Below are 26739 nucleotides of genomic sequence, written 5' to 3' on the forward strand. Positions count from 1 at the left end.
GCGCCGCGGGGTGCCCGCGCGGGGCCGCAGGGCATGGGGATGATCCTGCGTCCCCGCGCGGGCGCCCCCGGTTATCCAACCTCTTCGATAGGAGCTTTTCCCACATGGCAGACATCGCATTCGAGAAGGACCTCTCCGTCGCGGAGACCGGCATCGGGGGCCTGAAGGTCGTCGACCTGGCCGTCCACGGCGACTCGCGCGGCTGGTTCAAGGAGAACTGGCAGCGCGCCAAGATGACCTCGCTCGGGATCCCCGACCTCCGCGTCGTCCAGAACAACATCTCCTACAACGAGAAGAGGGGCGTCACCCGCGGCATCCACGCGGAGCCCTGGGACAAGTTCATCTCCGTGGCCCGCGGCTCGGTCTTCGGCGCCTGGGTCGACCTGCGCGAGGGAAGCGAGACCTTCGGCAAGGTGTTCACCTGCACGCTCGACCCGTCGAAGGCCATCTACGTCCCGCGCGGCGTGGGCAACTCCTTCCAGGCCCTGGAGGACGGCACCGCCTACACCTACCTGGTGGACGCCCACTGGTCCCTCGAGCTGAAGAGGACCTACACCTTCGTGAACCTCGCCGACCCCGAGCTCGCCATCGAGTGGCCGATCCCGCTCGACGAGGCCACCGTCTCCGAGGCCGACCTCAACCACCCGATGCTCAGGGACGTCGTCCCCATGGCGCCCAAGAGGACGCTCGTCACCGGCTGCAACGGCCAGCTGGGCCGCGCGGTCCGCGCGCTGGCCGAGGAGCGCGGCGTGGCGAAGGACTTCGACTTCTGCGACATCGACACCTTCGACATGTCCGACCCGGCGGCCTACTCGAAATACGACTGGTCTCTCTACGGCACCGTGATCAACTGCGGCGCCTACACCGCCGTGGATAAGGCGGAGACCCCCGAGGGCCGCGCCACCGCCTGGAAGGCCAACGCGACCGGTCCCGCCCTTCTCGCCCGCACCTGCGCCGGGCACGGTATCACCCTCGTGCACGTGTCCTCCGACTACGTCTTCGACGGCACGGTCGAGGTCCATGACGAGGAGGAGCCCTTCTCCCCGCTGTCCGTCTACGGCCAGACCAAGGCCGCCGGCGACATCGCCGTGGCCGGGTGCCCGCGCCACCACATCATGCGCTCCAGTTGGGTCATCGGCGAGGGGCACAACTTCGTCAAGACCATGAAGGCGCTGTCCGACCGCGTCGCAGACCCCGAGGACGGGCTCACGCAGGTCACCGTGGTCGACGACCAGCTGGGACGCCTGACCTTCACGCGCGACATGGCCGAGGCCATCTTCCACGTGCTGGGGACGCACGCCCCCTACGGCACCTATAACTGCACGGGCTCCGGCGCCGTCAAGTCCTGGGCCGACATCGCCCGCGCCGTCTTCGAGGCGGCCAACGGCAACGGGGAGAAAGTCTTGCCGGTATCGACCGCCGACTACTACGCGAGCGCCGCCGGTCCCGTCGCCCCGCGCCCGGTCCACTCCGCGCTCGACCTTTCCAGGCTCGAGGCTGCCGGCTTCCACATGCCCGACTGGGAGGAAGAGCTGGGGGAGTACCTCAAGACGCTCTAGCCGCTATTAACTTTTCGAGAGTAAAAGCCGCCGTTCTTTATCGGCGGCTTTTCTTGTTGGTGGCTATCTGCGCAGTGGAGCCAATAGTATTTTGCGGAAGATCTACCTCTCGCTTGGCTTGGAAGTAGGGTGGCCGGGCTGGTCATCGTAGGCGTATTTGCTGTACACGTTGACCTCCCACTGCTTTTTCTCAACCTTTGCCACAGAATCCAGGATGAATCCGGTCGCAAGGCTCAGTCCGCACAGGAACATAAACGACGCGGCGAGCATGGCGGTGGGGAAGCGCGGAACGAGGCCGGTCTGGAAATACTCGACAACGATGGGCATGCCCAGGGCGAGGCCGATCACCGCAAACAGAAGCGCAACCAGGCTGAAGAACTTGAGCGGGCGGTAGTCCTTGAACAGCGTGCCGATCATCGCAACGACTTTAATGCCGTCGCTCACGGTATTGAGCTTGGACTCGGAGCCTTCCGGACGGTCGCGGTACTCGATGGGCACGTCTTTGATGCGCCAGCGGTGGTCGACGGCGTGGATCGAGAGCTCGGTTTCGATCTGGAAGCCCTCGGAAAGCACAGGGAAGGTTTTAACGAACGGGCGGCTCATGGCGCGGTAGCCTGTCATGACGTCATCGAAGCTGTAGCCATAGATCCACTTGATCATGGCGCGGACCAGATTATTGCCAAAGCCGTGGAAGGCACGCTTGTTCTCCTCGGCGTAGGTGCCGTTGGAAAGGCGATCGCCTACGGTCATGTCGGCCGTGCCGTTAAGGATGGGCTCGCAGAGGGCCTTGGCCGCCTCGGCGGGGTAGGTGTTGTCTCCGTCGACCATCAGGTAGCAATCGGCGTCGATATCGCGAAACATCTGGCGGCACACGTTGCCCTTTCCCTGACGGGGCTCAAAGCGGACTGTGGCGCCGTGCTCGGTGGCAATGCGTGAGGTATCGTCCGACGAGTTGTTGTCATAGACATAGACCGTCGCCTGCGGAAGCTCGCGGTGAAAGTCGTCGATGACTTGGCCGATCGTGAGCGCTTCGTTGTAGCAAGGGATGATGACGGCGATGGATTCAGAATTCACTTAATGCTCCTTATACATTCAATCCTAGAAAGTATAGCCGTTTGGGCCTGGCATCCTAAGATGTGGGTTAGTTCTCCAGTTTTGTTGCGCGAATCGTTTGCATGGCCGTCGGGTCTATACTGTTCGTTTGTCAACGATTACGAGTAAAGGAGTTGCATCCGTGTCGGATCAGACAAAGCAACAAGAAACTCGCAGTCTGCCTGCGACGTTTGCTAAGAACGAATTTGAGAAGGACGCGTTTATCCTTCGTCAGCTGGTTACCAAGGATTTTAAGATCAAGTATCGCCGTAGCGTTCTGGGCGTCGCATGGTCGGTGCTCAACCCGCTGCTGATGATGATCGTCATGGCCATCGTGTTCTCGACGATTTTTGGCCAGGGCCGCAATGGCTCAATGACGCCCGAGATGTACCCGCTGTACTTGATCGTGGGTAACATCACCTTTGCCGTCATGTCTGAGTCTACTAACCAGGCCCTGACGTCGATCGTGGGCGCTGCCCCTCTGCTCAAGAAGGTTAAGGTGCACCGCTGGGTTTTCCCGGTGCAGAAGGTGCTCTTCTCGCTGGTCAACTTTGCCTTCTCGCTGGTCGCCGTCGCCATCGTCATGCTGTGGTTCCGCGTTATGCCTTCTTGGCACCTGATTCTGTTGCCGGTTTGCCTGCTGCTGCTTATGTGCTTCTGCATGGGCCTGGGCATGATGCTCTCTGCCCTTACGGTCTTCTTCCGCGACGTTATGCATCTGTGGAGCGTCGTCATTACGGCGTGGACTTACATTACGCCCATCTTCTGGACGACTGACTATATTGCGCAAATGCCGCATCTCGTGCGTATCTTGATGTATGCGAACCCCATGTTCAACTACCTGCAGTTTATGCGCGATATCTTCCTGTTCCAGACTACGCCCTCGCTTATGACGTTTGGTATGTGCGTCGCTTGGGCGGTTCTTGCGCTTATTATTGGCTATACCGTGTTCCATAAGTCCGAGCGCAAATTTATCCTCTACATCTAAGGAGTGCTGTGATGACTGAATCTGTTGTTGATTACAGCGAGCAGCCTCTGGCTGTCGAGGTCGACGACGTCACCATGATCTTTAACATGGCGTCCGAGTCGCTGACCAACCTCAAGGAGTACTTCATTAAGCTTGCCAAGCACGAGCTGTTCTTTGAGGAGTTTAGGGCGCTTAAGCACATCTCGTTTGATATTCATCGCGGCGAGGTTGTGGGTCTGGTCGGCACCAATGGCTCCGGCAAGTCTACGATGCTCAAGATTATCGCTGGCGTTCTTGAGCCTAGCGAGGGCAGCGTTAAGGTGCACGGTAACATCGCGCCGCTGATTGAGCTTGGCGCCGGCTTTGACCCCGAGCTGACCGCCCGCGAGAACATCTATCTGAACGGCGCCCTGCTCGGCTATACCAAGGAGTTCATCGACGCCAACTTTGACGGCATTATCGAGTTCGCTGAGCTGCAGAACTTTGTCGATATGCCGCTTAAGAACTTCTCTTCGGGCATGGTGGCGCGTATCGCCTTTGCAATCGCGACGATTACCGAGCCCGATATTCTGATCGTTGACGAGACGCTGTCCGTCGGTGATGTGTTCTTCCAGCAAAAGTGTGAGGCCCGCATCCAGCACTTTATCCAGAGCGGCGACGTGACGGTTCTGTTCGTTTCGCACTCTATGGAGCAGGTTGAGCGCATCTGCCAGCGTGCCGTTTGGATTGAGAAGGGTGACCTTCGCATGGACGGCCCGGTCGATGAGGTCTGCAAGGCGTACCGCGAGCAGTTCAACTAGGTTATAATTACTTGCGCCTGACAGGCTTGTGCTTGCTTGGGCGTGCGGTTATTTGCTCCATTAGCTCAGTTGGATAGAGCAGGGGACTTCTAATCCCAAGGTCGACGGTTCGAATCCGCCATGGAGCACCATCGTTTATTAAGCCCAGACCGCTTGGTGGTCTGGGCTTTTTTCATCTTGTGTACTGCGGTTTTGAAGGGTTCGCCATGGGAAGCAAAAGGCTCGACTGGATCGATATTGCAAAGGGGATTGCAATTATTCTGGTCATTGTGGGGCACACCGTCCTAAATCCCTCTCCCTTGCGGCACGCGATCTTCTCGTTTCACATGCCGTTGTTCTTTATTCTTGCCGGGTTATACGTTTAGGCCGAAGCCGTGGCGTGAGCTGCTGAGTGGTTCGGTGTCGCGCCTGCTGGTGCCGTATGTGGTTCTTGCACTGGCGTGGCAGGTGCCGACGTTCTTGATGAGCGGCGCTCCGTTGACGGCAGCTACGTTGGTTACGAGACTTCAGACGCTTGTGTTTGCTTCGGGCGTTGATATCCCTGGGCTTGGTGTCGCTGCCGTTGGCATGGCGTGGTTTTTGGCCGCGCTGTTTACCTCGCGCCTGCTGTTTAGTGTGCTCGTGCGGCTGTTTGATCACCGCGGGATTGGGGTTGTTTGGCAGGGCGTTGTCTGTGCCGCGATTGCCTTTTGCGGTTTGAGCGTGTCTCGATTAATGGGTGTTTACCTGCCACTCGATTTGGATCTGAGCTGCTACATCGTCTTGCTGATGTGGATTGGCTATACGGCGCGCCAGAGGAGGCTCGAGCCGAGCGCGAGCAAGCCCCTGCTGTTTATTGGGGCCGGTGTCACTTGGCTTGTCCTTGCCGCGCTGAGTGGGCTTGAGCTTTCGAGCCGCCGCGTGGATGGGTTTGTGGTTGCGACAGTTGCCGCTCTTGCCGGCAGTTATTGCGTGTGTTGGGTTTCCATGGCGCTGGAGAAGTTGAAAGACGTACCGGTTTTGGGGTCCTTTGAACAAGCGCTCGTGTTCTGCGGACAGGCCAGTCTTGCCATCTTTGCAATCCACACGGTCGATTGGTTTATCCCCTGGCAGACCATGCCGTTGCTTATGGCGTTGCCAGTGCCATGGCTCCTTGCGTCGATTGTGCGCTGCGGGTGCGACATAGGGTTGGCGTACGTCATCAAGAAGGCGTAATTAAAAGCGGGGAGGACCAAGCTGGCCCTCCCCGCTGCTATTTATTCGGTAGTGTTGCAGGCTTACTTTTCGAGACGCTCCTTCAGCAGCTCCAACGCGTGAGCGTAGCCCTGCAGGCCCTCGCCGGTGATGGTGGCAAAGCAGGCCAGGCGGGCGTAGCTTATCTGGCGGAAGTCCTCGCGCGTCTCGACGGCGCTGATGTGGACCTCCACGGCGGGGATGGCCACGGCCTTGAGGGCATCGAGGATTGCGACGCTTGTGTGCGTGTAGGCAGCCGGATTGATGACGATGCCGTCGACCTTGCCGTAGGCCTCCTGGATCTTGTCGACGATGCTGCCCTCGTGGTTGGACTGGAAGACTTCGACCTCGTCAAAGCCCTGTGCGGCACCTGCCTCCTGGCAGATCTGAACCAAGCGGTCGTAGTTATCGCTGCCGTAGATGCCTGGCTCGCGAATGCCGAGCATGTTGAGGTTGGGACCGTTGATGACGAGTGCTTTCATGGTTGCTTCCTTTGCGGTTGGGCGGGCGGTGCGGCGGAACGGAAAACCACCACAAAGGTGCCTGTCCCCTTTGTGGTGGTTTTTGCTAGAGGGCTGGTGGAAGGGTGTCGAGGACGGCGACCGCGGTCTTGGCGGCGCAGTCGCGTGAGTCAATGATGTAGTCGGCCCAGGCGCGGTAGCGCGGCATGCGCTGCTCGGCCAGCTTGTCGATACCGTCGCGGGCGGTGATGGGGCGTCCCTTGTGGGCGAGTTCGTCGAGCTTGCGGTTGAGCATCACAATCTGGCTGTTCTGGTGCAGCAGCGGATAGTTTTCGTCGCGCGTGACCACGCCGCCGCCGGTGGAGAGCACCAGACCGCTGCGCTTGGAGATGTCGGACAGCGCCGCCGTCTCCTGCTTGCGGAAGGCCGGCTCACCGTGCTCGTCGATAAAGTCGGCACAGGGCATGCCCAGGCGCTCCTCGAGGGCGCGATCGAGGTCGATATGCTCGCGTCCCGTGAGCAGGGCAATCTGCTCACCCACGCGGGTCTTGCCCGAGCCCGGCATGCCGATCAGCGCGATGTTCTGTTCGCGGCGGGACAGGCGCTCCGTTACGTCCAGGATGCGCTCGTGCGGGGTGACCTGGCCGGTATAGCGCTCGACTGCCTGTGCCGCTTGGGCCACGAGCATCAGCAGGCCGCCGATGCAGGGGATGCCGCGACGCTCGGCCTCGAGCATGAGTCCCGTGCGGGCGGGGTTGTAGACGATATCGATGACGCCCTCGAGCGCGTCGAGGCCCTCGAGCGTGCATGGCGCGTCGGGGCAGTGGGGAAACATGCCCGCAGGGGTGCAGTTGACGAGCAACGCGGCGTCGGACTGCTGTGCGATGTTGTCGTAGTTGACCTCGCTCGTGCGTCCCGCGGGCACCACGATCGCGCCCAGGTCGCCCAGCACCATGCTTGCCGTAGTGCCGGCGCCGCCGGTGGCTCCGAGCACGAGGACCTTCTTGCCGGCAATCTCCACACCCAGCTCCTCGACCAGACACTGGAAACCGAAGTAGTCGGTGTTGTCGCCGCGCAGGCGGCCGTCGGCCAGGCGCGTGATGGTGTTGACGTTTCCCATGCGCTCGGCGAGCGGGCTCAGCTCGTCCAGATACTCCATGACGGCGCGCTTGTAGGGGATGGTCACGTTGGTGCCCTCCCACTCGTCGCCCGTCATAAAGGCCGCGAGGTCCTCGGGCTCGCGCTCAAATCGCACGTAATCGAGCCCAGCGAGCTTCTTGTAGATGGTCGGGGTGTAGCTGTGGCCCAGCACGCGGCCCAGCACTCCGTAGGGGCGGGTTGCGGCGGTATCGGTCATCTAGAGCACCTCCGTGTAGCTGCCAAAGTAGGTGAAGCTCTCGCACACGTCGTCGATAGAATCGAGCAGGTCGTCGAGGGCCTTGCTGCCAAAGGGGCAGTCCAGATCAAAGTAGAACATAAACTCAAAGTCGCGGCCGGGGATGGGGCGGCTCTCGAGCTTGATGAGGTTGATATTGAGCGCGTAGAAGCGCTCGAGTACGCGATAGAGCGCACCCGGCTCGTTGGCCGTGGTGATCATGAGCGAGGTACGGTTGGCGCCGGGGTAGACGCGCGGCTCGCGGCTGATGACGACAAAGCGCGTGTAGTTGTTGTCCGAGTCCTGAATGTTGGGCTCCAGCACCTCCAGGCCATAGAGTGTCGCGCAGCTGCGCGATGCGATGGCGGCAACATCGGTGCGCCCGGAGCTGGCGACCATCTCGGCCGACATGGCGGTGTTGGGGTACTTGGTGGCGTGCAGGTCGTGGGACTCGATAAAGCCCGCACACTGGGCAATGGCTTGGCCGTGGCTGTAAACCTCGCGCACGTCGGTGAGTTTGGTGCCGGGTTTGACGAGCAGATTGTGGTCGATCTTGAGGCGCAGCGAGCGCACGATGTGGAAATCGAACTGGGCGAGCAGGTCGTAGACGGCGTTGACCGATCCGGCAGTTGAGTTTTCGATGGGTAGCACGCCAAATTCGCAAAAGCCGTCGCGTACGGCGCGCATAACGCCCTCGAAGGTCTCAAAGAAGGCGATATCGGGCACGTCAAAGAGCTTGCACGCGGCGATTTGACTGTAAGCGCCCTCGACGCCCTGGCAGGCGACGGTGGCCGTTTGAGGGAAGGGCGTGTCGGAGGCTGCAGCCGTGGCATGGGCCTTTTGCGACACCGTGATGCCCTTGAGCTCGTTGATGTAGCGCTGCTGCTCGGCCTTGCTCATGCTCATGAGGAGGCGGAACAGCGTGATGGTCTGCGCCTCGTAGCGCTCGGGTGCGCGGCTGGCGAGGTTGTTGAGCTTGGAGCGCTCGCGGGCGGGGTCGAAGACGGCCTTGCCCATCTCGATTTTTGATTTGGCGACTTCGGTGGCAATGTCCATGCGTTCGACAAAGCTGCTGAGAAGCGTAGTGTCGATGCCATCGATGGCCTGGCGGATGTCGGCAAGGTCCATGGAGGCCCCTTTCGTAAATCGTTGCCTGGGGTAGTTAATTTGGGACGGGGCTATTTTAGCTACCCCGGCAGCAAATCGGCCAAAACGTCGCGTTAACTGCCGGGGTAGCTAAAATAGCCCCGTCCCAAATTAACTACCCTTGGGGTGGGCGGATTAGCGCTGGGCGGCGTCCTCGAGGAGGGCGTCCCAAATCGCGAGGGCAGCTGCTGCTTCGGCTACGGGGACAGCTCGGGGGACGATGCAGGGATCGTGGCGGCCGTGGACCGAGAGCTCGGCATTTTCCATAGCGTCCATGTCCACCGTCTGCTGCTCACGGCCAATGGAGGGCGTCGGCTTTACGGCCATGCGCCACATGACGGGCGCGCCGGTCGAAATACCGCCCAGGATGCCGCCGGCGTTGTTGGACTCGACCTCGATCTCGCCGGTTTCGGCATCGATGCGATACGGATCGTTGTTCTCGCTGCCGCGCATGGCGGCGACGGCAAAGCCCATGCCAAACTCCACGCCCTTTACGGCGGGAATGCCAAACGCGATTTGCGCGATGCGGTTCTCGATGCCGTCGAACATGGGGTCGCCGATGCCCGCGGGAAGCCCGTAAATGCCGCACTCCACGATGCCGCCGATGCTGTCGAGTTCGTCGCGCGCGGCTAGGATCTCCTCGCGCATGCGGCCGGCTGCGGCGGCGTCAATGCAAGGAAGATCGTTCGTTAGGATCGCCTTGCGGTCGGCCTCGCGATAGACCATATCGTCCATCGGCAGGTCGGAGATGCCGCCGATCTGCGCGACGTGCGCCATGACCTGAATGCCGCGGGCCTCGAGTGCCTGCAGCGCAATGCCGCCGGCGATGCATAAGGGTGCCGTTAGGCGGCCGGAAAAATGCCCGCCACCAGCGACATCGTGCATGTTGTGATACTTCACGCGCGCAGGGAAGTCCGCATGTCCGGGACGGGGCTTGCGGCGCAACTCGGAGTAATCCTTGGAGCGCGTGTTGGTGTTCTCAATGATCGCTGCGATGGGTGCGCCGGTGGTGTGCCCATCGACCACACCGGCGATGATGTGCGCGGCGTCAGCCTCTCGGCGCTTGGTTGCGGTCTCGTCACGGCCGGGGGCGCGACGGTCCAAAAAAGCCTGCAGCTGCTCCAGGTCAACAGCGATACCTGCCGGAATGCCATCGAGCGAGCAGCCGATGGCGGGGGAGTGCGACTGGCCGAAGATGCTCAGGTGCAATACGTTGCCAAAGGTCGAGGACATGCTATTCCTCCTCGAGCGTGACCTTGCCGCCCAGCAGGCGGTAGTGGTCGAAGAAATCGGGATAGGACTTGTTGACGGCCTCGGCGCCGTGGATCACAACTTCGCCAGTGGCGCGGCTCGCAGCGATGGCAGCCATCATGGCGATGCGGTGGTCGTTGTGCGAATCGACCTCGCCGCCGGTAAAAGCGTCGATGCCCTTGATGATGAGGTCGTCACCGGCAATGCGCACCTGCGCGCCCAGTGCGGTGAGCTCGCGGGTGGTAGTGGCCAGACGGTCGGATTCCTTGATGCGCAGGCGGGCGCAATCGCGGATGAACGTGCGGCCCTGCGCCAACGATGCCACGGCCGAGATGACGGGCACCAGGTCCGGAATGTCGTGGGCACTCATCTCAAAGCCGGCGAGCTTGTCGGACTGCACGGTGGCGGCGTTGGTGGAGCGCACGATGCGGGCGCCAAAGCGCGAAAGCGCGGCAAGCACGTTACGGTCGCCCTGTGCGGAGCTCAGCGACACGCCCTCGACGGTGATTGGGTCGGTGCCGATGGCGCCGGCGCTCAGCCAAAAGGCGGCGTTGGACCAGTCGCCCTCGACGGCTACGCTGCCGGGCGTGCGGTACGAGCCGCTGCTCACACGGAAGTTCGTGACCTCGGGCTGGCCGTCCTTGGCCGGAATGCGCTCGACGTTGACCTCGACGCCAAAGGCCTTCATGGCCTGGATTGTCAGGTTGATGTAAGGGCGGCTCTCGATGAGGCCGGTCACCTGCACGCAGGAGGGCTGGGCCAGCAGCGGGGCTGCCAGCAGCAGGCCGGAGATATACTGCGAGCTCACGTTGCCCGGCAGCACAAAGGTGCCCGGGCGCATGCGTCCGCTCGTCTTGAGCGGAAAACCGCCCAGGCCCTGCAGGTCGCAACCGGCGGCGATGATCTCGTCCGAGAGCGGGGAGAGCGGGCGGGCGCCCAGGCGGCCCTGGCCCACGAAGGTGGCATTCGCACCCAGCGCGCAGGCGACGGGCAGCATAAAGCGGAGCGTGGAGCCGCTCTCGCCGCAGTCGAGCGTGCCGCCGGCAAGGGCCTTGAGCAGGCCAAACTCAACACTCTTCATGGTGGGGTGGACCTGGAAGCCGTCCTCGACGGTCTCGATGCGGGCGCCGAGCGCCGTGAGGCAACGCACCGTGGCCTCGATGTCGGCGCAGGTAGTGTTGCAGGTAACGTGCGTCTCGCCGTTGGCAAGCGCGGCGCAGATGATCAGGCGATGCGCCATCGACTTAGATGCGATGGCGGGAACGGTGCCCTTGAGCGGGGACGGGGTGATGCGGGCTAGCATGCGGATGCGTCTCCCTTCTGGCCGAGGCCTTCGGCAATGAGTTCGTGGAAAGTGGAAAGCGGCGTGCGGTCGATGCTGCAGTGGCCAATGTCGTGCGGAATCACCAGGTCGATGGTGTCGCCCGCGCGCTTCTTGTCGTGGAGCGCCTCGGCAAAGATGGCATCGGCATCTAGGTCGCAGTGGGTCTTGAGGCCATGGCGGGCGCAGAGTTCCTCAATACGACCGGGCAGCTCGGCATCGCAGACGCCGTGTAGGGCTGCGGCGCGCGTGATGATGCCCATGCCGATCGACACGCAGTTGCCGTGTCCGAGCTCAAAGTGCTCGCAGGCCTCGACGGCGTGTCCGGCGCTGTGTCCAAAGTTGAGCAGCTTGCGCTGGTTGGTTTCGCGCTCGTCGGCGACGACCACGGCGCGCTTGATGTCGATATTGCGGGCGATGATGAGCGCTACGCGGGCCACATCGCGGTTGAGTAGCTCAAGCGTAAGCGGGGTCTTCTCCAGTTCGGCGAAAAGCTCCGGGTCGGCGATCACGGCATGCTTGACGACCTCGCCGCAGCCGTCGGCGAACTGCTCGGGCGTGAGGGTGGCCAGGCACCCCACGTCGGCGATAACCACGCTCGGCTGCCAAAAGGCGCCGGCCAAGTTCTTGCCGGCAGCCAGGTCGATGGCCGTCTTGCCGCCCACCGACGAGTCCACCATGGCGAGCAGGCTCGTGGGGATCTGCACAAACTTGCAGCCACGCATGTAGGTGGCGGCCACAAAGCCGGCCACGTCGCCCACGACGCCGCCGCCGAGCGCCACGATCACGTCGGAGCGCGAAAGCTCGTGCTCGGCCACAAACTCCAAAATGGCAACATAGGTTTCGGCGCGCTTATGGGCCTCGCCGGCCTCGAAGGTGCAGATGCTCACCTCGTAGCCTGATGCCTCCAGACTCTGCTTAACTGGCATCTGGTAGAGCGGGCCCACGTTGGTGTCCGTCACGATGACGGCCTTGGTGCCGCCGGCAGTGGCGCGCACGAGCGGTCCCGCCTGCTCCAGCAAAAACGTGCCTACATGCACCTGGTAGGGGCGTGCGGTGTCGATATCGATGGTAATCGCCATAAGCTTCGGTCCTTTCGACCTGGCGTGATAGGTGGTCTAGTGGGAGGCCTCGTCGTCGAGCGCGCGCTTAATGCGGTCGCCCTCGGCAAGGAGATTCTCCAGATAGCGCTGGTCGCGGTCCTTAAGGGCGCGGCTGTAGGCGCCAAGCGACTCGATCAGATGGTCGATCTCGAAGGCGAGCGCGTTGGCGTCGTCGATCATGAGCTCGGACCACATTTGCGGGTTGAGGTGCGCCACGCGGGTGAGATCGCGGTAGCTACCGGCCGAAAAGCCGTGGTGGACCTGGGCGGTCGGACTCTTTACGTAGGCGTTGGATACCACGTGCGCAAGCTGGCTCGTGAAGGCGATGACGCGGTCGTGCTCGGCGGCGCTGGTCACGCTGAACTTGCCAAAGCCCAAGGGGCGCACCATCTCGCGCACCTGGCCCAAAAGCTCCAGCTTGAGCGCATCGTCCACTGCGGGCGGCACGAGCACGAGCGGGGCGCCCTGGAACAGGTCGGCGCGGGAGTGCGCATAGCCCGAGTACTGCGTGCCCGCCATGGGGTGCGCGCCCACAAAGTAAAAGCCGTGCTCGCGGGCAAGCTCAAAGGCCCGCTCACACACAATGCCCTTGACGCCCACGGTGTCGATCACCACAGGACCCATGATGGCGTCGGTGTCGGTGGCGTCGGCGAGTGCCTGTGCATGCGCCTCGAGCCACTCGATGCAGGCCTCGGGGTAGCAGGCCAGGACGATGATGTCGCATTCGCCGAGTGTCTTGTCGTTGAGCTCTCCGGCGACAGTGCCCATGCTGGCGGCCGTCATGACATCGTCATCGGGGTCCCAGGCCAGCACGCGGACGCCCGCCTGTGCATAGCCGCGGGCAAAGCTACCGCCGATGAGGCCCAGGCCGACGATACCGGCGCACTTGGGGCCGCCCTGGTTAACGCGCGCGTTTCTCACCGTACCCATGGGTTACTCCATGGTCTCTTGGCAGACAACCTCGCGGATGGCTCGGATGCGGCGCATGGTGTCGTTGAATTGATCGGGGGTGAGGGCCTGGGCGCCGTCGGACCAGGCGCGGCTCGGCTCGTCGTGGACCTCGATCTCCAGGCCGTTGGCACCGCAGGCGGTCGCGGCGAGCGCCATGGGCTCAACGTAGCGGGTGTAGCCGGTGGCGTGGCTGGGGTCGGCGACGACGGGCAGGTGCGACAGGTGGTGCAGCACCGGCACGGCGTTGAGGTCGAAGGTATTGCGGGTACGGGTCTCGAAGGTGCGGATACCGCGCTCGCACAGGATGACGTTGTCGTTGCCCTCGCTCATGATGTACTCGGCGGCCATAAGCAGCTCGTCGATCGTGCCGGACATGCCGCGCTTGAGCAGGATCGGGGTCTTGGTCTTGCCGACCTCCTTGAGCAGGGGGAAGTTCTGGGCGTTGCGGGCGCCGATCTGCATGACGTCAATCTTCTTGTCCAAGAAGACCTGCACGTCGCGCGGGTCCATGATCTCGGTGACGATCGGCATGTCGAGCTCGGCAGACGCCTCGCACAGCAGGTCGAGGCCGGCGGGGCCCATGCCCTGGTAGGCGTAGGGGGACGTGCGGGGCTTGTAGGCGCCGCCGCGCAGCATCGTGGCGCCGGCGGCCTTCACGCGGCGGGCGATGCGGATGAGGTTCTCGCCCTCGACGGAGCACGGGCCGGCGATGACCTGGAACTGATCGCCGCCGATCTTGACGCCGTGGCCGCAGTCGATGACGGAGTCCTCGGGGTGGAACTTGCGGTTTGCGCGCTTGAACGGCTCGGAGACGCGCTGCACGCGCTCGACGACGTCCATGGACTCGAGCAGGAACGGGTCGATCTTGGTCGTATCGCCCACCAGGCCGATGATCGTCTCGTTCTCGCCGCGCGAGACATCGGTCTTCAGACCCTTTTTCTCAATCCAGCTGACGATATGGCTTACGGCCTCGTCGCTGGCGCTCTGCTTTAAAATTGCAATCATGGTGTGCCTCTCACCTCGATGGATAACTTTTGCAAAAACGGCCCGCATCGCGAGCCGTGTATATATGGTGCATGAGAGTTTATACTATCTGACTCGCTTTTGCCTTCTAAAGTGGGCCGTTGCGGCTCGTCTTCCTCGGAATTGCAAAGCTTTTTCTTTTATTTTGATAGCCCGTGGTGCACTTGGGTATAATGCCAGTCGTTCGCCCTATTAGCTCAGGGGATTAGAGCGTCTGCCTCCGGAGCAGAAGGCCGTTGGTTCGAATCCAACATGGGGCACCATCGAACGTAAGACCGTCCGAACCTCGCATGGTCCGGGCGGTTTTCTTATACCGACGCGACGTGATGGGACGTGGTATGGCAGCAACGGATATCGAGCGCGGACTCTCAACCGCCGAGGTCGAGGAGCGTATCGCCGCCGGTAAAATCAACCGCAACATGGAACTCAAGACCAAGTCGGTCAAAGAGCTCATCATCGAGAACCTCTGCACGCTGTTCAATTTGATCAACGTGATCTTGGCTTTCCTGGTCATTTTGACCGGTTCGTTTAAGAATCTGACGTTCCTGTTCGTGGTGTTCCTCAATACCGCTATTGGCGTCATTCAGTCCATGCGTTCCAAGAAGATGGTCGATAAGCTCACGCTGCTGACCTCCAAGAAGGCCATCGCGGTGCGCGATGGCGCCGAGGTGGAGCTCGACCTGGACCAGATCGTGCTCGACGACATCATCCGCCTGGGGCGCGGCGACCAGATTCCCGCTGACGCCGTGGTGGTTTCGGGCGAGGCGCTCGTGAACGAGAGCCTGCTGACGGGCGAGAGCGACCTTATTAAGAAACAGCCCGGTTCCGAGCTCATGAGCGGCAGCTTTATCGACTCGGGCCTGCTGCGCGCCCGCGTGATCCATGTCGGCGCCGACAACTACGTGGCCAAAATTAATAACGAGGCCAAGTACGTCAAAAAGGTCAATTCCGAGATCATGAACGCGCTTAACGCCATCGTGCGCTTTGCGAGCATCATCATGATTCCGCTTGGCCTGGCTCTGTTCGCCTCGAGTGTAAGTGGGCTGTGGGATGCCGCGGGAACCCCGGGCGATAGCGCGCTTTCGTGGTGCTTCTCCGAGCTGTTGGCTGGTCATGTGCCTTCGTCGGCGCTGCTGTCCACGGTGGGCGCCCTGCTGGGCATGATCCCGCAAGGCCTGGTGCTGCTGACCTCGTCGGTGCTCGCCATCGCCACGGTGCGCCTGGCCCGCCGCAAGGTGCTGGCGCAGCAGCTCTACTGCATCGAGACGCTCGCGCGCGTCGACGTGCTGTGCCTGGACAAGACGGGCACCATCACGTCGGGTCGTATGGAGGTCGAGGGCACCTACCCGCTGCCTGTTGAGGGTGTTGGCTTTGGCGTGGACTCGGAGGAGGCGGCTGTTCCCGTCGATACCACAGTGCTCGATTTTGCGCTGGCTAACGTCGCGCGTGCGACTTCGGCCGATGCCAACGAGACCTGCCAGGCGCTGCTCAACTATTACGCCGATCGCCCGGTCGAGGTGTCTGAGCCGCTGTCGGTCATTCCGTTCTCGTCGTCTAAAAAATGGAGTGGCGCTTCTTTTGCGCAGGGCTCCTATGTGATGGGTGCCGCGCAGTTTGTGCTCTCTGATCGTGTGTTTTCGCAGGTCGAGAACCGTGTCGCCGAGCTTGCCGATACCTGCCGCGTGCTCGTGGTGGCGCGCGTGGACGGCTTTACGCCCGATGGGGATATGGTGGGCGAGGCCGAGCCCATGGGCTTTGTGACCATCCGCGACGAGATTCGTACCTCGGCGGCCGAGACCATTGGCTACTTTAACGAGCAGGGCGTGACCCTCAACGTGATCAGTGGCGACGACCCGCGTACGGTGTCGTCGATCGCGCGCGTGGTGGGCGTGCCGGGGGCGGACGCTTATGTGGACGCCACGACGCTCGATACGCCGGCCAAGCTCGATGCCGCAGTGGACCGCTACCATGTCTTTGGTCGTGTGACCCCGCAGCAGAAGCGTGAGCTCGTGCAGGCGCTCAAGCGCCGCGAGCACACCGTGGCCATGACGGGCGACGGCGTCAACGACGTGCTGGCGCTCAAGGAGGCCGACTGCTCCGTGGCCATGGCGGCCGGCTCCGATGCCGCGCGCAACGTGGCCGAGATCGTGCTCGTCGACAACGACTTTGCCTCGATGCCCGCCGTGGTGGCCGAGGGCCGTCGCTCCATCAACAACCTGCAGCGTTCGGCCTCGCTGTTCCTGACCAAGACGCTGTTCTCGATGGGCCTGGCGGCGCTGTGCATCGCGCTGCCGCCGTACCCCTTCGAGCCCATCCAGATGACACTCATTAACTTCTTCTGCATCGGCGCGCCGGGCTTTGTGTTGGGCCTGGAGCCCAACAATGCTCGTGTGAAGGGTGCGTTTTTGAGCAACGTACTCAAGCGTGCACTGCCGGCGTCGATTGCGGTCATTTTGGCTGCGGCGCTCGATATCTTTGTGGCGCGCGTGTTTGGCTTTAACCAGCTCACGCTGTCTACGATGTGCCTGCTTACGTCGTGCGCGGCGAGCGTCAGCCTAATCTGGCGCATCTCGCAGCCTCTCACGCCCTTACGTGTGGTGCTCTTTGTGTTTGTAGTCGCCGGCATCCTGGTGGGCGTTATCGGATTCCCGGAGCTGCTGTCTATTGCCAACCTGTCGATGGGCCAGATGGTTATCTTGGCTGTTATCGTGGTCTTTACCTGCTCGGTGTTCTTTAAGCTCGCCACGATGATGGATTCGCTCAAGCCGCGTCGTCGTCATGCCGCAACTGGTTTTGGCCGCGGTGTGCGCGTCCGCCTGGGTCGCGGTGGCGGCAAGGTGAGCTCGACGGGCTCGACGGCCGAACGTTTTGCCAAGCGCGTCGCCGCCGACATGGCGCAGCGCCGCGAAGATCGCACCGCTCGCGAGGCCGAGGCCCGCGCACTCGAGGGCGTGGCCCAGGCCCAGCCCAAGAAAAAGAATCCCACAGGCGCCAAGCGCTCCCGCGTAACCAAGTCCGCCCAAGGCATCAAAGTCTCGATGCCCAAGAAAAAGAAGTTGTAACCGCACCTTACAGGGTAGCTAATTTGGGACGGGGCTTTTTTAGCTACCCCGGCTGATGGCCCCCAGGCTGATGGCGCGATCGATTTGGCCAATTGGCGGCCAGGGCAGCTAAAAAAGCCCCGTCCCAAATTAGCTACCCTCCGATGTTGAATTGGTGCCTTGCTCCTGTGGGGCCGTGGCGATGTTATGCTCTAACCTCGATTGTTTGAATTGCTTCGAAAAGAGGATGCCGTGATCTGCCCGCATTGCCTTAAGACTATCGAGGACGGCGCCTCGTTCTGCCCCTACTGCAACGCCTATGTGGGTCCGGGCGATGGTCCCGAGCACACCGAGTTTGTGTTCTGCGAGGGCTGCGGTGCCCGTCTTTCTCCGCATGATCGTACGTGCCCCAAATGCGGACGCCCCGCTCCGGGTATTCTCTCCGAGGACGCGGCCGCATCCGACCTGGCAGCGGGCCGCACGGCGGGCTTTCCGCGCCTAACGCAAGAGCAGATTGATACCGAGGTGCCGCATGCGCCCGCCTCGGCAGCCGCGGTTCTTTCGGACGCCGCCGACCCCAATGAGACCTGCGTGCTGCCGGCTTTCGATAAGGATTTCGGTATCCCCAAGGTCGTTATTCCCACACCGGTTTCCCTGCACGACGATCCTCAAAAACCCAAGCGTAAGGTGCATCCCGATGAGGACGCTTATCACAAGCACAAGCGTCATATTCCCAAGCCGCTTATCGTCATCGCGGTTCTTGCCGTCGTGTGCGGTGGGGCCTATTGGTTCGTGACGGCCGATCCCATGGGTGTTATGCCCGGCTTCTATGACCAGTTTGGCCAGGCCGCGCAGACGACCTTCCCTACGCGCCAAAAGGGCGAGGCGACTGAGGACGATACCAAGCAGGACGATTCTGCCGAGGTGGTCCAGGAAGAAACCGTGCTGACCGATGATCGGCTCTATACCAGGCTCGACGGTCTGTATCAGACCATCGTGTCCTACGGTGACGAGGATCAGATCGGCGAGGTCATCGATTCCTTCAACAACGGCTATCTCCGAACGCCGCTGTCCACCCGTCAGGAGCTGTCGCAGAGTGCTTACGCCCTGCGCGACCAGATCAAAAAGACGCTAGATGAGCTCAACAACCTGAAAGTACAGGACGATACGGTCTATGCGGACGACATCGCCCACCTAAAGCAGCTTGCCGAGTGGATGTACGAGCGTGTCGACGTGATCTGCCAGAGCTGGGACATTTCGCTGGCCATTCCCGATGGCGAGTCGATGAGCTCCCACCAAAGCGAGATCTTGGCGCCCATCGCGCAGGGCGGCAACAGCGCGCTGAACCAGTACGACGCCAACGTGGGCTCCTGGAAGCCGCAGCAGCGTTCCTAAAATTAGTTCGCCATAGTCGGCATAACCTACGTGCGCAATTGATGTAAGCCCGTGCTTATTGCTACAATTCGTACAAATATGCTTTAAACGCACGAGGAAGGAACCACATGTTTGGTTTTAAGAAAGAGCTCTACACGCCCGAGTATCAGCTTGTCGGCGACGAGTGCGCTGTAATCGAGACGTCGAAGGGTACCATCAAGGTCAAGTTTGACGGCGAGGGCGCTCCCATTCATGTCGCGAACTTCTGCGAGCTTTCCACGATGGGCTTCTATGATGGCCTTAAGTTCCATCGCTATGTGCCCGGTTTTGTCATCCAGGGCGGCGACCCCAATACCCGTGACATGTCCGGCGCCGACGTCGCTGCCGGTCTTGAGGGCCCCGACGGCATGCCCGGTACCGGTGGCCCCGGCTACTGCATCAAGGGCGAGTTTGCCACCAATCCGCGCAACAGCCATGTCGATGGCGCCCTTGCCATGGCACGCTCCATGGACCCCGATTCCGCGGGTTCGCAGTTCTACTTCTGCCTGGGTGCCCAGCATAACCTCGATTCCGGTTACACCGTCTTTGGTGCCACGGTCGAGGGTCTCGATGTGATTTCGCAGCTGCGTGCCGGCGACGAGATCGTCCATGTCGAGATCGTTCACGAGTAAAGGGGACTTCCTTGAATAGCCAGCTGATCCAACAGGGCCGCGCCGCTTACCGCGCGGGTGATTTTTCCGCTGCAGCCCAGATGCTTGGGGCGGCAAAGACTCCCGATGAGATTATGGGCGAGGCCGATCACCTTCGTGGCAACGCCCTGATGCACCTGGGCATGTATGCCGAGGCCGCCGAGGCCTATGCCGCCGCCCTCAACGACGGCACCTACGGCAAGCGCGGTGCGCTGCTCACCAACCGCGGCAAGGCGCTCGCCGCCGTGGGCGACTACACGACGGCCGCTCAGGCGTTCTCTGCTGCTACGCAGGATGCTTCCTATGCCACGCCGTTTAAGGCCTATCTGGGCCTGGGCAATGCGCTGTTCCAGTCGGGCGACTATGCCAACGCGGGTACTGCCTTCCGTCAGGCCGCCATCGACGGCGCCAATCCGGCTCCTGCCGCCGCACTCGGCGAGCTCGGTCGTTGCTTCATTAAACTCGGCCGTCCGGCGGATGCCGTGGAGACCTACCGCACGGCTATCGACTTTGCCGGCCCCCGCGACGACACACGTGCGCTCAACGCCGGCATGGGTCAGGCGCTTTCTGCCGCCGGCCGTCCCTCCGACGCACTCGACGCCTTTAACGCCGCTACTGCCGATGGCATCTACCAGCTCACCTCCGAGCAGGCCGACGAGCTTGCCCGCGTGCACGATTCGCTTGCCGCGCTGTCTGCCCAGACGGCTATGTCCACGGCTCCGGCGCCCGCGATGGACGCTCCTGCCGTCGATCCGCTCGATCCTACGGGCGCGACCGGTCAGTTTATGCCCGATCCCTCGGACACCGGCTTCTTTACGCTGTCCGAGTCCGAGATGGTCCAGCAGGACCGTCAGGATCGTAAGCAGGCCAAGGTTCGTCGCCGCCATCGCCACACGGGTCTCAAAGTCTTCATCGTGCTGCTTCTGCTCATTTTGATCGCCGCGGGCGGTCTGGGCTTTGCCTACACGCGCGGCTTTGGCTTCCCGTCTCAGGAGTCTGTCGTTACCGATTTGTTCCAGGCTGCCGGCGACGGTGACACCGCAAAGGCCGAGTCTTGCCTGGCCTCGGGCCTGTCCGAGGACGCCAAGTCGATGATCATCTCCTCGATTCCGCAGGGTGCCACCGTGTCAGTCGAGGGCATGGATCAGTCCATGACCGAGACGACCGCCAAGGTGAAGGCATCGCTGTCCAAGGGAGGCGAGCAGGAGTACACCGTTAAATTCGTGCGCTCCGGCAACCATATCGGCTGGGCCGTTTCCTCGCTCGATATGGATTTCTCGGCTGCTGACAACCAGTAGTGACCTTATGGGATTTAGCTTTGCCCGGCGCTTCACCGCAAGTGAGGTGCCGGGCTTGCGCTAGTATGATGAGCTAGTAGTTTTCCAGCAATCATCCAACACATCAGGAGTTGCGTTGTTTTCTTTGATGGATATGTTCTTCGGTAGCTATGCGGGCGATCTTGCCATCGACCTCGGCACCGCAAATACGCTTGTCTCTGTGCGCGGCAAGGGCATCGTCATCCGCGAGCCCTCTGTCGTCGCCATCGACAAGAACGACGAGCGCATCCTGGCGGTCGGTATCGAGGCAAAGCGCATGCTCGGCCGTACGCCTGGTAACATCGTGGCAGTTCGTCCCCTGAAGGACGGCGTCATCGCCGACTTCGATGTTACCGAGGCCATGCTCCGCTACTTTATCGACAAGGCTTCCGAGAAGCGCTATCCGTGGACCCCGCGTCCGCGCGTTGTCGTCTGCGTTCCCTCCGGTGTCACGTCGGTCGAGAAGCGTGCCGTCTTTGAGGCCACGATCCAGGCTGGCGCTCGCCAGGCCTACCTGATCGAGGAGCCCATGGCCGCTGCTATCGGCGCCGACCTGCCCGTCGAGGAGCCCACCGGCTCCATGGTCATCGACATCGGTGGCGGTACCACCGAGGTTGCCGTTATCGCTATGGGTGGCATCGTCGTCTCGCAGTCCATCCGTATTGCCGGCGACGAGTTCGATCAGGCCATCCTCACGCACGTTCGTGATGCCTACAACTTGGCCATCGGCGAGCGTACGGCAGAGGACATCAAGATCAAGGTCGGCTCCGCCGTGCCGCTCAAGGACGAGCTCGACGTCGAGGTCAACGGCCGCGACGTGATCACCGGTCTGCCCAAGACCGTGCGCATCGAGAGCGAGGAGATCCGTCGCGCGCTCAACAAGCCGCTCGACGAGATGGCCAAGGCCGTCAAGGACGCACTCGACGCTACGCCTCCCGATCTTGCCTCGGACCTTATGTACTACGGCATTTTGCTGACTGGTGGCGGCGCGCTGCTGCGCGGTCTCGACGTGCGCCTGCGCGATGAGACCGGTGTTTCGGTCAACGTCAGCCCCACGGCGCTCGATAACGTCGTTAACGGCTGTGCCCGCGTGCTCGAGGCCAATGCGTTTGATGGCGGCTTCGTCCAGACCAATGCTTAATTTCCAAAAGGTGGATTCCATTTGGCACGATCTTCGGGTTTCTCCACAAATCTGAATACCAAGCGACAATCAACGGGTATGCGCCCGTTGATTGTTTTCAGCCTGATTTCGGTGTTGCTGCTCACGTTTTACATCCGCGAGGGCGAGGCAGGACCGATTCATGCCGTGCGTTCGGGCGTGACGACGATTACCTCGCCGGTGCGCTTTGTGGGTTCGGCTGTGGCGGCTCCCTTCAATGCGATCGGCAACGTGTTCTCTAACCTTACGGCGTCGCAGGACACGCTTGACGAGCTTAAGAAGCAAAACGAGGAACTGACCTCTAAGGTTGCTGAGCTCTCCGAGGCTCAAAAGACCGCTGAGCGTCTGGAGGGGCTGGTCGGCCTGCAGTCGACCTACAACCTCAAATCGACCGCTGCTCGTATCGTTGGTGCCTCTGGCGATGCCTGGACCTCGACCGTTACCATCGACAAGGGCTCTGCCGACGGCCTTACCATCAACATGCCCGTGACGAGTTCTGCCGGTGTTATCGGCCAGATTATCGAGGTATCGGCCAAAACGTCGACCGTGCGCTTGATTGGCGACGAGAACTCGGGCGTGTCCGCCATGGTGCAGGACACGCGCGCCCAGGGCATGCTGCAGGGTCAGGCTGACGGCACGCTGCGTCTTGAGTACGTGAGCGTCGACTCCGATGTTAAGGTTGGCGACATCATCGTGACCTCGGGCATCGGTGGCGTGTTCCCCAAGGGTCTACCGCTCGGCACCGTCTCGTCGGTTGAGAAATCGGCAAACGATGTGTACTACACCATTGTGGTGCGCGCTCAGACGACGGCCGAGAACAACGAGGAAGTGCTGGTCATTACCTCGCTGACCGACGAACAGTCGGCCTCGGATGAGGACGTGAGCACGGCCAACAGCACGCCGCAGGGAACGTCGCGCGATGCTGCGACCAAGACGAAGGACGAGAGCTCGGATGACAGTCCCGACACGTCCGAGACGACCGATTCCGGCTCGAGCGAATAGGGGGCATGTCCATGGATCTACACGAGCAGGGGATGAGCTCCCGCACGTTTGTAATCGCCGCCATCGTGTGCGTGCTGCTGCAGGCAGGCCTCGCACCGCAGATCTCAATTGCGGGCGGTCGCGTCAACTTTATGATTATTCTTGTGTGCCTAAGCGTGTTCTCGGGCGACCCGACCCGTGCCGTCGCGTGTGGTTTTTGCAGCGGCTTGTTCTATGACCTGTCCGCTGCCGTGCCGGTGGGCGTTATGTCGCTCCTGCTGACCGTGGGTTCTTTTGCCCTGGTGCACAGCGCCGCCGGTCAGACGGGCGGTACCCCGAGTGCGCGCGGCATCACGGTGGGCACCTTCGCGCTCGTCATTAATGTGATCTACAGCATCATCTTGCTGTTTATGGGTTTGGAGACGAGCTTTGTCGTGGCGATTTTCGGCCATGCGCTGCCGTCCTCGATCCTGACGGGTCTGGTTGCCATTCCGTTTTTGATGTCCGGCGTCGTGCCGCAGTCCGGCTATGGATTCTCCGCACGTGGCGGACGCCAGACGGGTATGCGCTTTAAGCCCAAGACCCGCAAGCTCAAATAGGGGAGGCCCGTAGATGTCTTCCCAGATGACGGTTATTATCGCCGGTATCGTGCTGGTCGTGGCCATCGTGGTCGCGCTGGTCATCATGCGTCGGGGCGATTCCCGTTTTACCTACGATACGCAGCATGGAACGGCCCCGCGCGCCACCGAGGGCGAGGGCAATACCGCGGCGACCGCCTTTAAGGGCCGCTTTTCCATCCTCACCGCGGGTGTGGGCGCGATGTTTGCGGCGCTTGCCGTCAAGCTGTGGGGCATGCAGATGGTCTCGTCGGACTATTACGAGAAGCAGGCTAATAGCAATCAGACTCGCACCGTTACCACACCCGCTGTGCGCGGCCGCATCCTCGACCGCAATGGCGTGGCGCTTGTCCAGAACCGTCCCTCACTTGCTGTCGTGGCCTACCGCGACCTTGCCGAGGATGAGGTTCTGGTTCGCCATCTTGCCAACGTGCTCGGTATGCCCTACGTGGCGGTCCTTCGCAATATCCAGGACAATTCCGAGGGCGCCCAGAGCCTGCATACCATCGCGACGGATGTCCGTCGCTCCACGGTTGCCTATATTCAGGAGCATGCCGGCGAGTTCCCGGGCGTCAAGATTGCCGAGCGTACCGAGCGCCAGTACCCGTACGGCGAGACGGCCTGTCACATTTTGGGCTATACAGGCACCATTACCTCAGAGCAGCTCGAGGCCCAGAATAAGAAAACCTCTGGCGTTGATGATGCTTCTGCTGGCCGGATTACGTACCAGTCGGGCGATATCGTGGGCCAAGCGGGCGTTGAGAGCTACTACGAAAACCTGCTGCAGGGTATTCGTGGCGAGCAGACCGTCAAGGTCGATGCCTCGGGCAATGTGACCGGTCAGGCCGGCGCCGTGCCCGCGAAGGCCGGCTCCGACATTAAGCTCACGCTCGACCTTAAGATCCAACAGGCCTGTGAGACGGCGCTGGCGAGCGCTATCGAGCTTGCCAAGACCACTGGCTACAGCAATGCCGGCAACGGCGCCGTGGTGTGTCTCGATCCCAACAATGGCGAGATCCTGGGCATGGCCAGCGAGCCCAAGTTCGATCCGTCCGTCTTTATCGGCGGCGTCTCAAATGACGTGTGGACCGAGCTCAATGATGACGAGGGTTCACACCCGCTGCTCAACCGCGCCATTAGCGGACAGTACATGTCGGCCTCGACCATCAAGCCACTCTCGGCACTGGCCGGTCTTGAGTTTGGAACCTACACCTCAACGCAGACTACCAACTGCACGGGCTATTGGACGGGCTTGGGCAAGGCTTGGGGCAAGCGCTGCTGGCTGCATTCCGGCCACGGCACCATGACGCTGCAGTCGGGTATCGCCAACTCGTGCGACCCCGTCTTCTACGACATGGGCAAGGCGTTCTTCTATGACGAGCAACATCCCGAGGGCCTGCAGGAGGTCTTTCGTCGCTGGGGCCTAGGCAAGACCTGCGGTATCGATCTGCCGAGTGAGGGCGCGGGCCGTATTCCCGATGCCGAATGGAAAGAGTCGTACTTCACCGATGCCTCTGCCGAGGATCGTAAGTGGAATGCCGGCGATATGACCAACATTGCCATCGGCCAGGGCGACATCCTGGTGACGCCCCTGCAGATGGCGTGCGCCTATATGGGTCTTGCCAACGGCGGCAAACAGTACGTGCCTCACGTGTTTTTGTCTGCCGTGTCGCGCGATGGCGACGGCGATGCCTATAAGTACAACGGCAAGGGCAAGAAGAAGCGCCTGGAGGCCAAGATCAACAGCGATTCGGATTTGGCTCTTGTTCGCAACGGCATGCACGACGTGATTTACACGGCATCGACGTCCCTGGCGGCTCACTTTGGCACCCTGACGCCGCAGGTATACGGCAAGTCGGGCACGGGCGAGAAAAGCGGCGAGGACGAATACGCGTGGTTCTGCGCCTATGCACCGGCCGATGACCCCAAGTATGTCATCGCTACTGTCTTGGAGCAGGGCGGCGGTGGCTCAGATACCGCGATGCATGTCGTGCGCGACGTGCTCGGCGTGATTTATGACGAGCCCGATACCTCTTCGGCCTCGGGCGATTCTTCGGTTCGATAGGAGGTTGCGATGGGTTTTTCTCCGGCGGATCTGTTCCGTTCAACCAAGACCGGCTCTCGCAGCAGCCTGGACCGCGTCAACAAGCAACTTTCGGCCTCGCGCGGCACGTTTCGCCAAAAGGTGCATATCGGTGTGCTCGTGGCTACTGTGGCGCTTGTCGCCTACGGTGCCATCATTATCTGGTCGGCTTCGCAGTTTAAGGCCGATGCCTCGTTCTCACGCCATCTGCTGGGAATTGGCATCGGTGCGGTGCTGGCGGTGCTGGTCTGGCGTATCGACCTGCGCGGTATTTCCAATTTCTCGACGGCGTTGCTCGTCATCGACCTGATCGTGATCTTTTCGCCCAAGATTCCGGGTCTGTCCTATACGGGCGGTCTGGGCATGACGGGCTGGATCAAGATTCCCGGTATCGGCTTGACATTCCAGCCGGTTGAGCTTGCCAAGCTCATCACCATCTTCTTTATTGCTACGCTTGGCTCGCAGTATAACGGTCGTATCGATACCGCTCGCGACTACGTCAAGCTCTGCGGCATGCTGTCCATTCCGTTTTTGGCCGTCGTTGCCATGGGCGACCTGGGCTCGGGCCTGGTCGTGCTGGTTTCGGGCGCCATCGTCATTTGTATGAGCGGTGCGCGCCGCGAATGGGTGCTGTCGACCCTAGCCCTGCTCGTGGGCCTGGTGGCCCTCGTCCTGGCGCTCGATTCGGTCTTTGATTCGTTGCTCGGCCACGATGTGCTCATCAAGCAGTATCAGATGAACCGTCTGACGGTCTTTATCGACCCCGATAATGCCGATTCGGACGATGCCTACAACCTGCAGCAGTCGCTTATCGCCGTTGGCTCGGGCGGCTTCTTTGGTAAGGGCTTGGGCCATGCGACGCAGTCGGCCGGCGGCTTTCTGCCTGAGTTCCACACCGACTTCGTCTTCGCCTTCCTGTCCGAGACCTTTGGCTTTTGCGGTTCCTTTTTGCTCCTGTGCCTCTACGTGCTGTTGATCTTTTCGACGATTCGCGTCGCCTTTAAGTGTGAGTCGCTGTTTTTGCGTCTTTCGTGTGTGGGCATCGTTGGCATGTGGGCGTTCCAGACCTTCGAAAACATCGGCATGTGCATCGGCATGATGCCGATTACCGGTATTCCGCTACCGTTTATTAGCTTTGGTTCGTCTTCGATGATGATTCAGCTGCTGACGGTGGGTATCGTACAATCCATATGGCGGCATCGTTCGGGCGCCGCGTAA

General features: G+C 61.5%; 23 protein-coding genes and 2 tRNA genes. 16 read left to right on the forward strand and 9 right to left on the reverse strand.

Translation table 11 applies throughout. The features are described from left to right. Positions 1-104: 104 nt before the first annotated feature. A complete protein-coding gene (locus DXD49_RS05215) occupies positions 105-1559 on the forward strand; it encodes a sugar nucleotide-binding protein (RefSeq protein ID WP_117794400.1) in 1455 nt (484 codons plus the stop codon). 102 nt (positions 1560-1661) lie between these two features. Here DXD49_RS05215 and DXD49_RS05220 read toward each other — a convergent pair whose 3' ends face one another. Next, entirely contained in the window at positions 1662-2633 is a 972-nt protein-coding gene (locus DXD49_RS05220; RefSeq protein WP_117794401.1) for a glycosyltransferase family 2 protein, read from the reverse strand. 160 nt (positions 2634-2793) lie between these two features. Between DXD49_RS05220 and DXD49_RS05225 the strand changes: the two genes are divergently transcribed. The 5 genes from DXD49_RS05225 to DXD49_RS05245 all read left to right on the forward strand — a co-directional run bounded on the left by DXD49_RS05225 (position 2794) and on the right by DXD49_RS05245 (position 5612). Continuing rightward, entirely contained in the window at positions 2794-3639 is an 846-nt protein-coding gene (locus DXD49_RS05225) for an ABC transporter permease (RefSeq protein ID WP_022094778.1), read from the forward strand. A gap of 11 nt (positions 3640-3650) precedes the next feature. Then, positions 3651-4418: an ABC transporter ATP-binding protein gene (locus DXD49_RS05230; protein ID WP_006236046.1), complete on the forward strand. Its 768-nt coding sequence runs from the start codon at positions 3651-3653 to the stop codon at positions 4416-4418. 54 nt (positions 4419-4472) lie between these two features. Further along, positions 4473-4549: transfer RNA gene (locus DXD49_RS05235), tRNA-Arg, on the forward strand. 75 nt (positions 4550-4624) lie between these two features. Further along, positions 4625-4783, forward strand: coding sequence for an acyltransferase family protein (locus DXD49_RS10055; RefSeq protein ID WP_117794402.1), 159 nt, complete (start codon positions 4625-4627; stop codon positions 4781-4783). Then, positions 4764-5612 (forward strand): acyltransferase family protein, encoded by an 849-nt coding sequence (locus tag DXD49_RS05245; protein WP_158564864.1) that lies wholly within the window; start codon positions 4764-4766, stop codon positions 5610-5612. The genes DXD49_RS10055 and DXD49_RS05245 overlap by 20 nt, the downstream gene beginning before the upstream one ends. 62 nt (positions 5613-5674) lie before the next feature. Here the strand turns inward: DXD49_RS05245 and aroQ are convergent, their stop codons facing one another. From aroQ to aroF, 8 genes are all read right to left on the reverse strand, one after another. After that, complete coding sequence (aroQ, locus tag DXD49_RS05250) at positions 5675-6112, reverse strand: type II 3-dehydroquinate dehydratase (RefSeq protein WP_117794404.1); 438 nt, start codon at positions 6110-6112, stop codon at positions 5675-5677. An 85-nt stretch (positions 6113-6197) separates the two neighbouring features. Next, positions 6198-7448, reverse strand: coding sequence for a shikimate kinase (locus DXD49_RS05255; protein WP_117794405.1), 1251 nt, complete (start codon positions 7446-7448; stop codon positions 6198-6200). Next, positions 7449-8594 carry a prephenate dehydratase gene (gene pheA / locus DXD49_RS05260; RefSeq protein WP_117794406.1) on the reverse strand — a complete coding sequence of 382 codons (1146 nt, stop codon included), beginning with the start codon at positions 8592-8594 and terminating at the stop codon, positions 7449-7451. Between the two features lie 153 nt (positions 8595-8747). Then, a complete protein-coding gene (aroC, locus tag DXD49_RS05265) occupies positions 8748-9845 on the reverse strand; it encodes a chorismate synthase (protein ID WP_117794407.1) in 1098 nt (365 codons plus the stop codon). A 1-nt stretch (position 9846) separates the two neighbouring features. Beyond that, positions 9847-11166 carry a 3-phosphoshikimate 1-carboxyvinyltransferase gene (gene aroA / locus DXD49_RS05270; protein WP_117794408.1) on the reverse strand — a complete coding sequence of 440 codons (1320 nt, stop codon included), beginning with the start codon at positions 11164-11166 and terminating at the stop codon, positions 9847-9849. After that, positions 11160-12266, reverse strand: a complete 1107-nt coding sequence (gene aroB, locus DXD49_RS05275) for a 3-dehydroquinate synthase (RefSeq protein WP_117794409.1) — start codon at positions 12264-12266, stop codon at positions 11160-11162. The genes aroA and aroB overlap by 7 nt, the downstream gene beginning before the upstream one ends. A gap of 36 nt (positions 12267-12302) precedes the next feature. Next, positions 12303-13217 (reverse strand): prephenate dehydrogenase/arogenate dehydrogenase family protein, encoded by a 915-nt coding sequence (locus DXD49_RS05280; RefSeq protein WP_117794410.1) that lies wholly within the window; start codon positions 13215-13217, stop codon positions 12303-12305. A gap of 3 nt (positions 13218-13220) precedes the next feature. Then, the gene (aroF, locus tag DXD49_RS05285; protein WP_117794411.1) at positions 13221-14243 is read right to left on the reverse strand and encodes a 3-deoxy-7-phosphoheptulonate synthase; all 1023 of its coding nucleotides are present in this window, start codon (positions 14241-14243) and stop codon (positions 13221-13223) included. 204 nt (positions 14244-14447) lie between these two features. Between aroF and DXD49_RS05290 the strand changes: the two genes are divergently transcribed. The 10 genes from DXD49_RS05290 (at position 14448) to DXD49_RS05335 (ending at position 26739) form a co-directional block, all read left to right on the forward strand. Then, positions 14448-14524 (forward strand) — tRNA-Arg (locus DXD49_RS05290). A gap of 75 nt (positions 14525-14599) precedes the next feature. Further along, positions 14600-17323 (forward strand): HAD-IC family P-type ATPase, encoded by a 2724-nt coding sequence (locus DXD49_RS05295; protein ID WP_117794412.1) that lies wholly within the window; start codon positions 14600-14602, stop codon positions 17321-17323. Positions 17324-17554: 231 nt separating this feature from the next. Next, the gene (locus DXD49_RS05300; protein WP_158564865.1) at positions 17555-18697 is read left to right on the forward strand and encodes a zinc ribbon domain-containing protein; all 1143 of its coding nucleotides are present in this window, start codon (positions 17555-17557) and stop codon (positions 18695-18697) included. Positions 18698-18804: 107 nt separating this feature from the next. Further along, positions 18805-19347 (forward strand): peptidylprolyl isomerase, encoded by a 543-nt coding sequence (locus DXD49_RS05305; protein ID WP_117735136.1) that lies wholly within the window; start codon positions 18805-18807, stop codon positions 19345-19347. A gap of 11 nt (positions 19348-19358) precedes the next feature. Further along, a complete protein-coding gene (locus DXD49_RS05310) occupies positions 19359-20663 on the forward strand; it encodes a tetratricopeptide repeat protein (protein WP_233505235.1) in 1305 nt (434 codons plus the stop codon). Between the two features lie 127 nt (positions 20664-20790). Then, positions 20791-21822, forward strand: a complete 1032-nt coding sequence (locus DXD49_RS05315; protein WP_006236061.1) for a rod shape-determining protein — start codon at positions 20791-20793, stop codon at positions 21820-21822. A 78-nt stretch (positions 21823-21900) separates the two neighbouring features. Continuing rightward, positions 21901-22842: a rod shape-determining protein MreC gene (gene mreC / locus DXD49_RS05320; RefSeq protein WP_117794414.1), complete on the forward strand. Its 942-nt coding sequence runs from the start codon at positions 21901-21903 to the stop codon at positions 22840-22842. A gap of 11 nt (positions 22843-22853) precedes the next feature. After that, positions 22854-23420 carry a hypothetical protein gene (locus tag DXD49_RS05325; protein ID WP_117735138.1) on the forward strand — a complete coding sequence of 189 codons (567 nt, stop codon included), beginning with the start codon at positions 22854-22856 and terminating at the stop codon, positions 23418-23420. A 13-nt stretch (positions 23421-23433) separates the two neighbouring features. Then, the gene (mrdA, locus tag DXD49_RS05330) at positions 23434-25503 is read left to right on the forward strand and encodes a penicillin-binding protein 2 (RefSeq protein WP_117735139.1); all 2070 of its coding nucleotides are present in this window, start codon (positions 23434-23436) and stop codon (positions 25501-25503) included. A gap of 9 nt (positions 25504-25512) precedes the next feature. Beyond that, entirely contained in the window at positions 25513-26739 is a 1227-nt protein-coding gene (locus tag DXD49_RS05335; protein WP_117794415.1) for an FtsW/RodA/SpoVE family cell cycle protein, read from the forward strand.

Source organism: Collinsella sp. TM05-38 (assembly GCF_003466445.1).
Classification (GTDB): domain Bacteria; phylum Actinomycetota; class Coriobacteriia; order Coriobacteriales; family Coriobacteriaceae; genus Collinsella.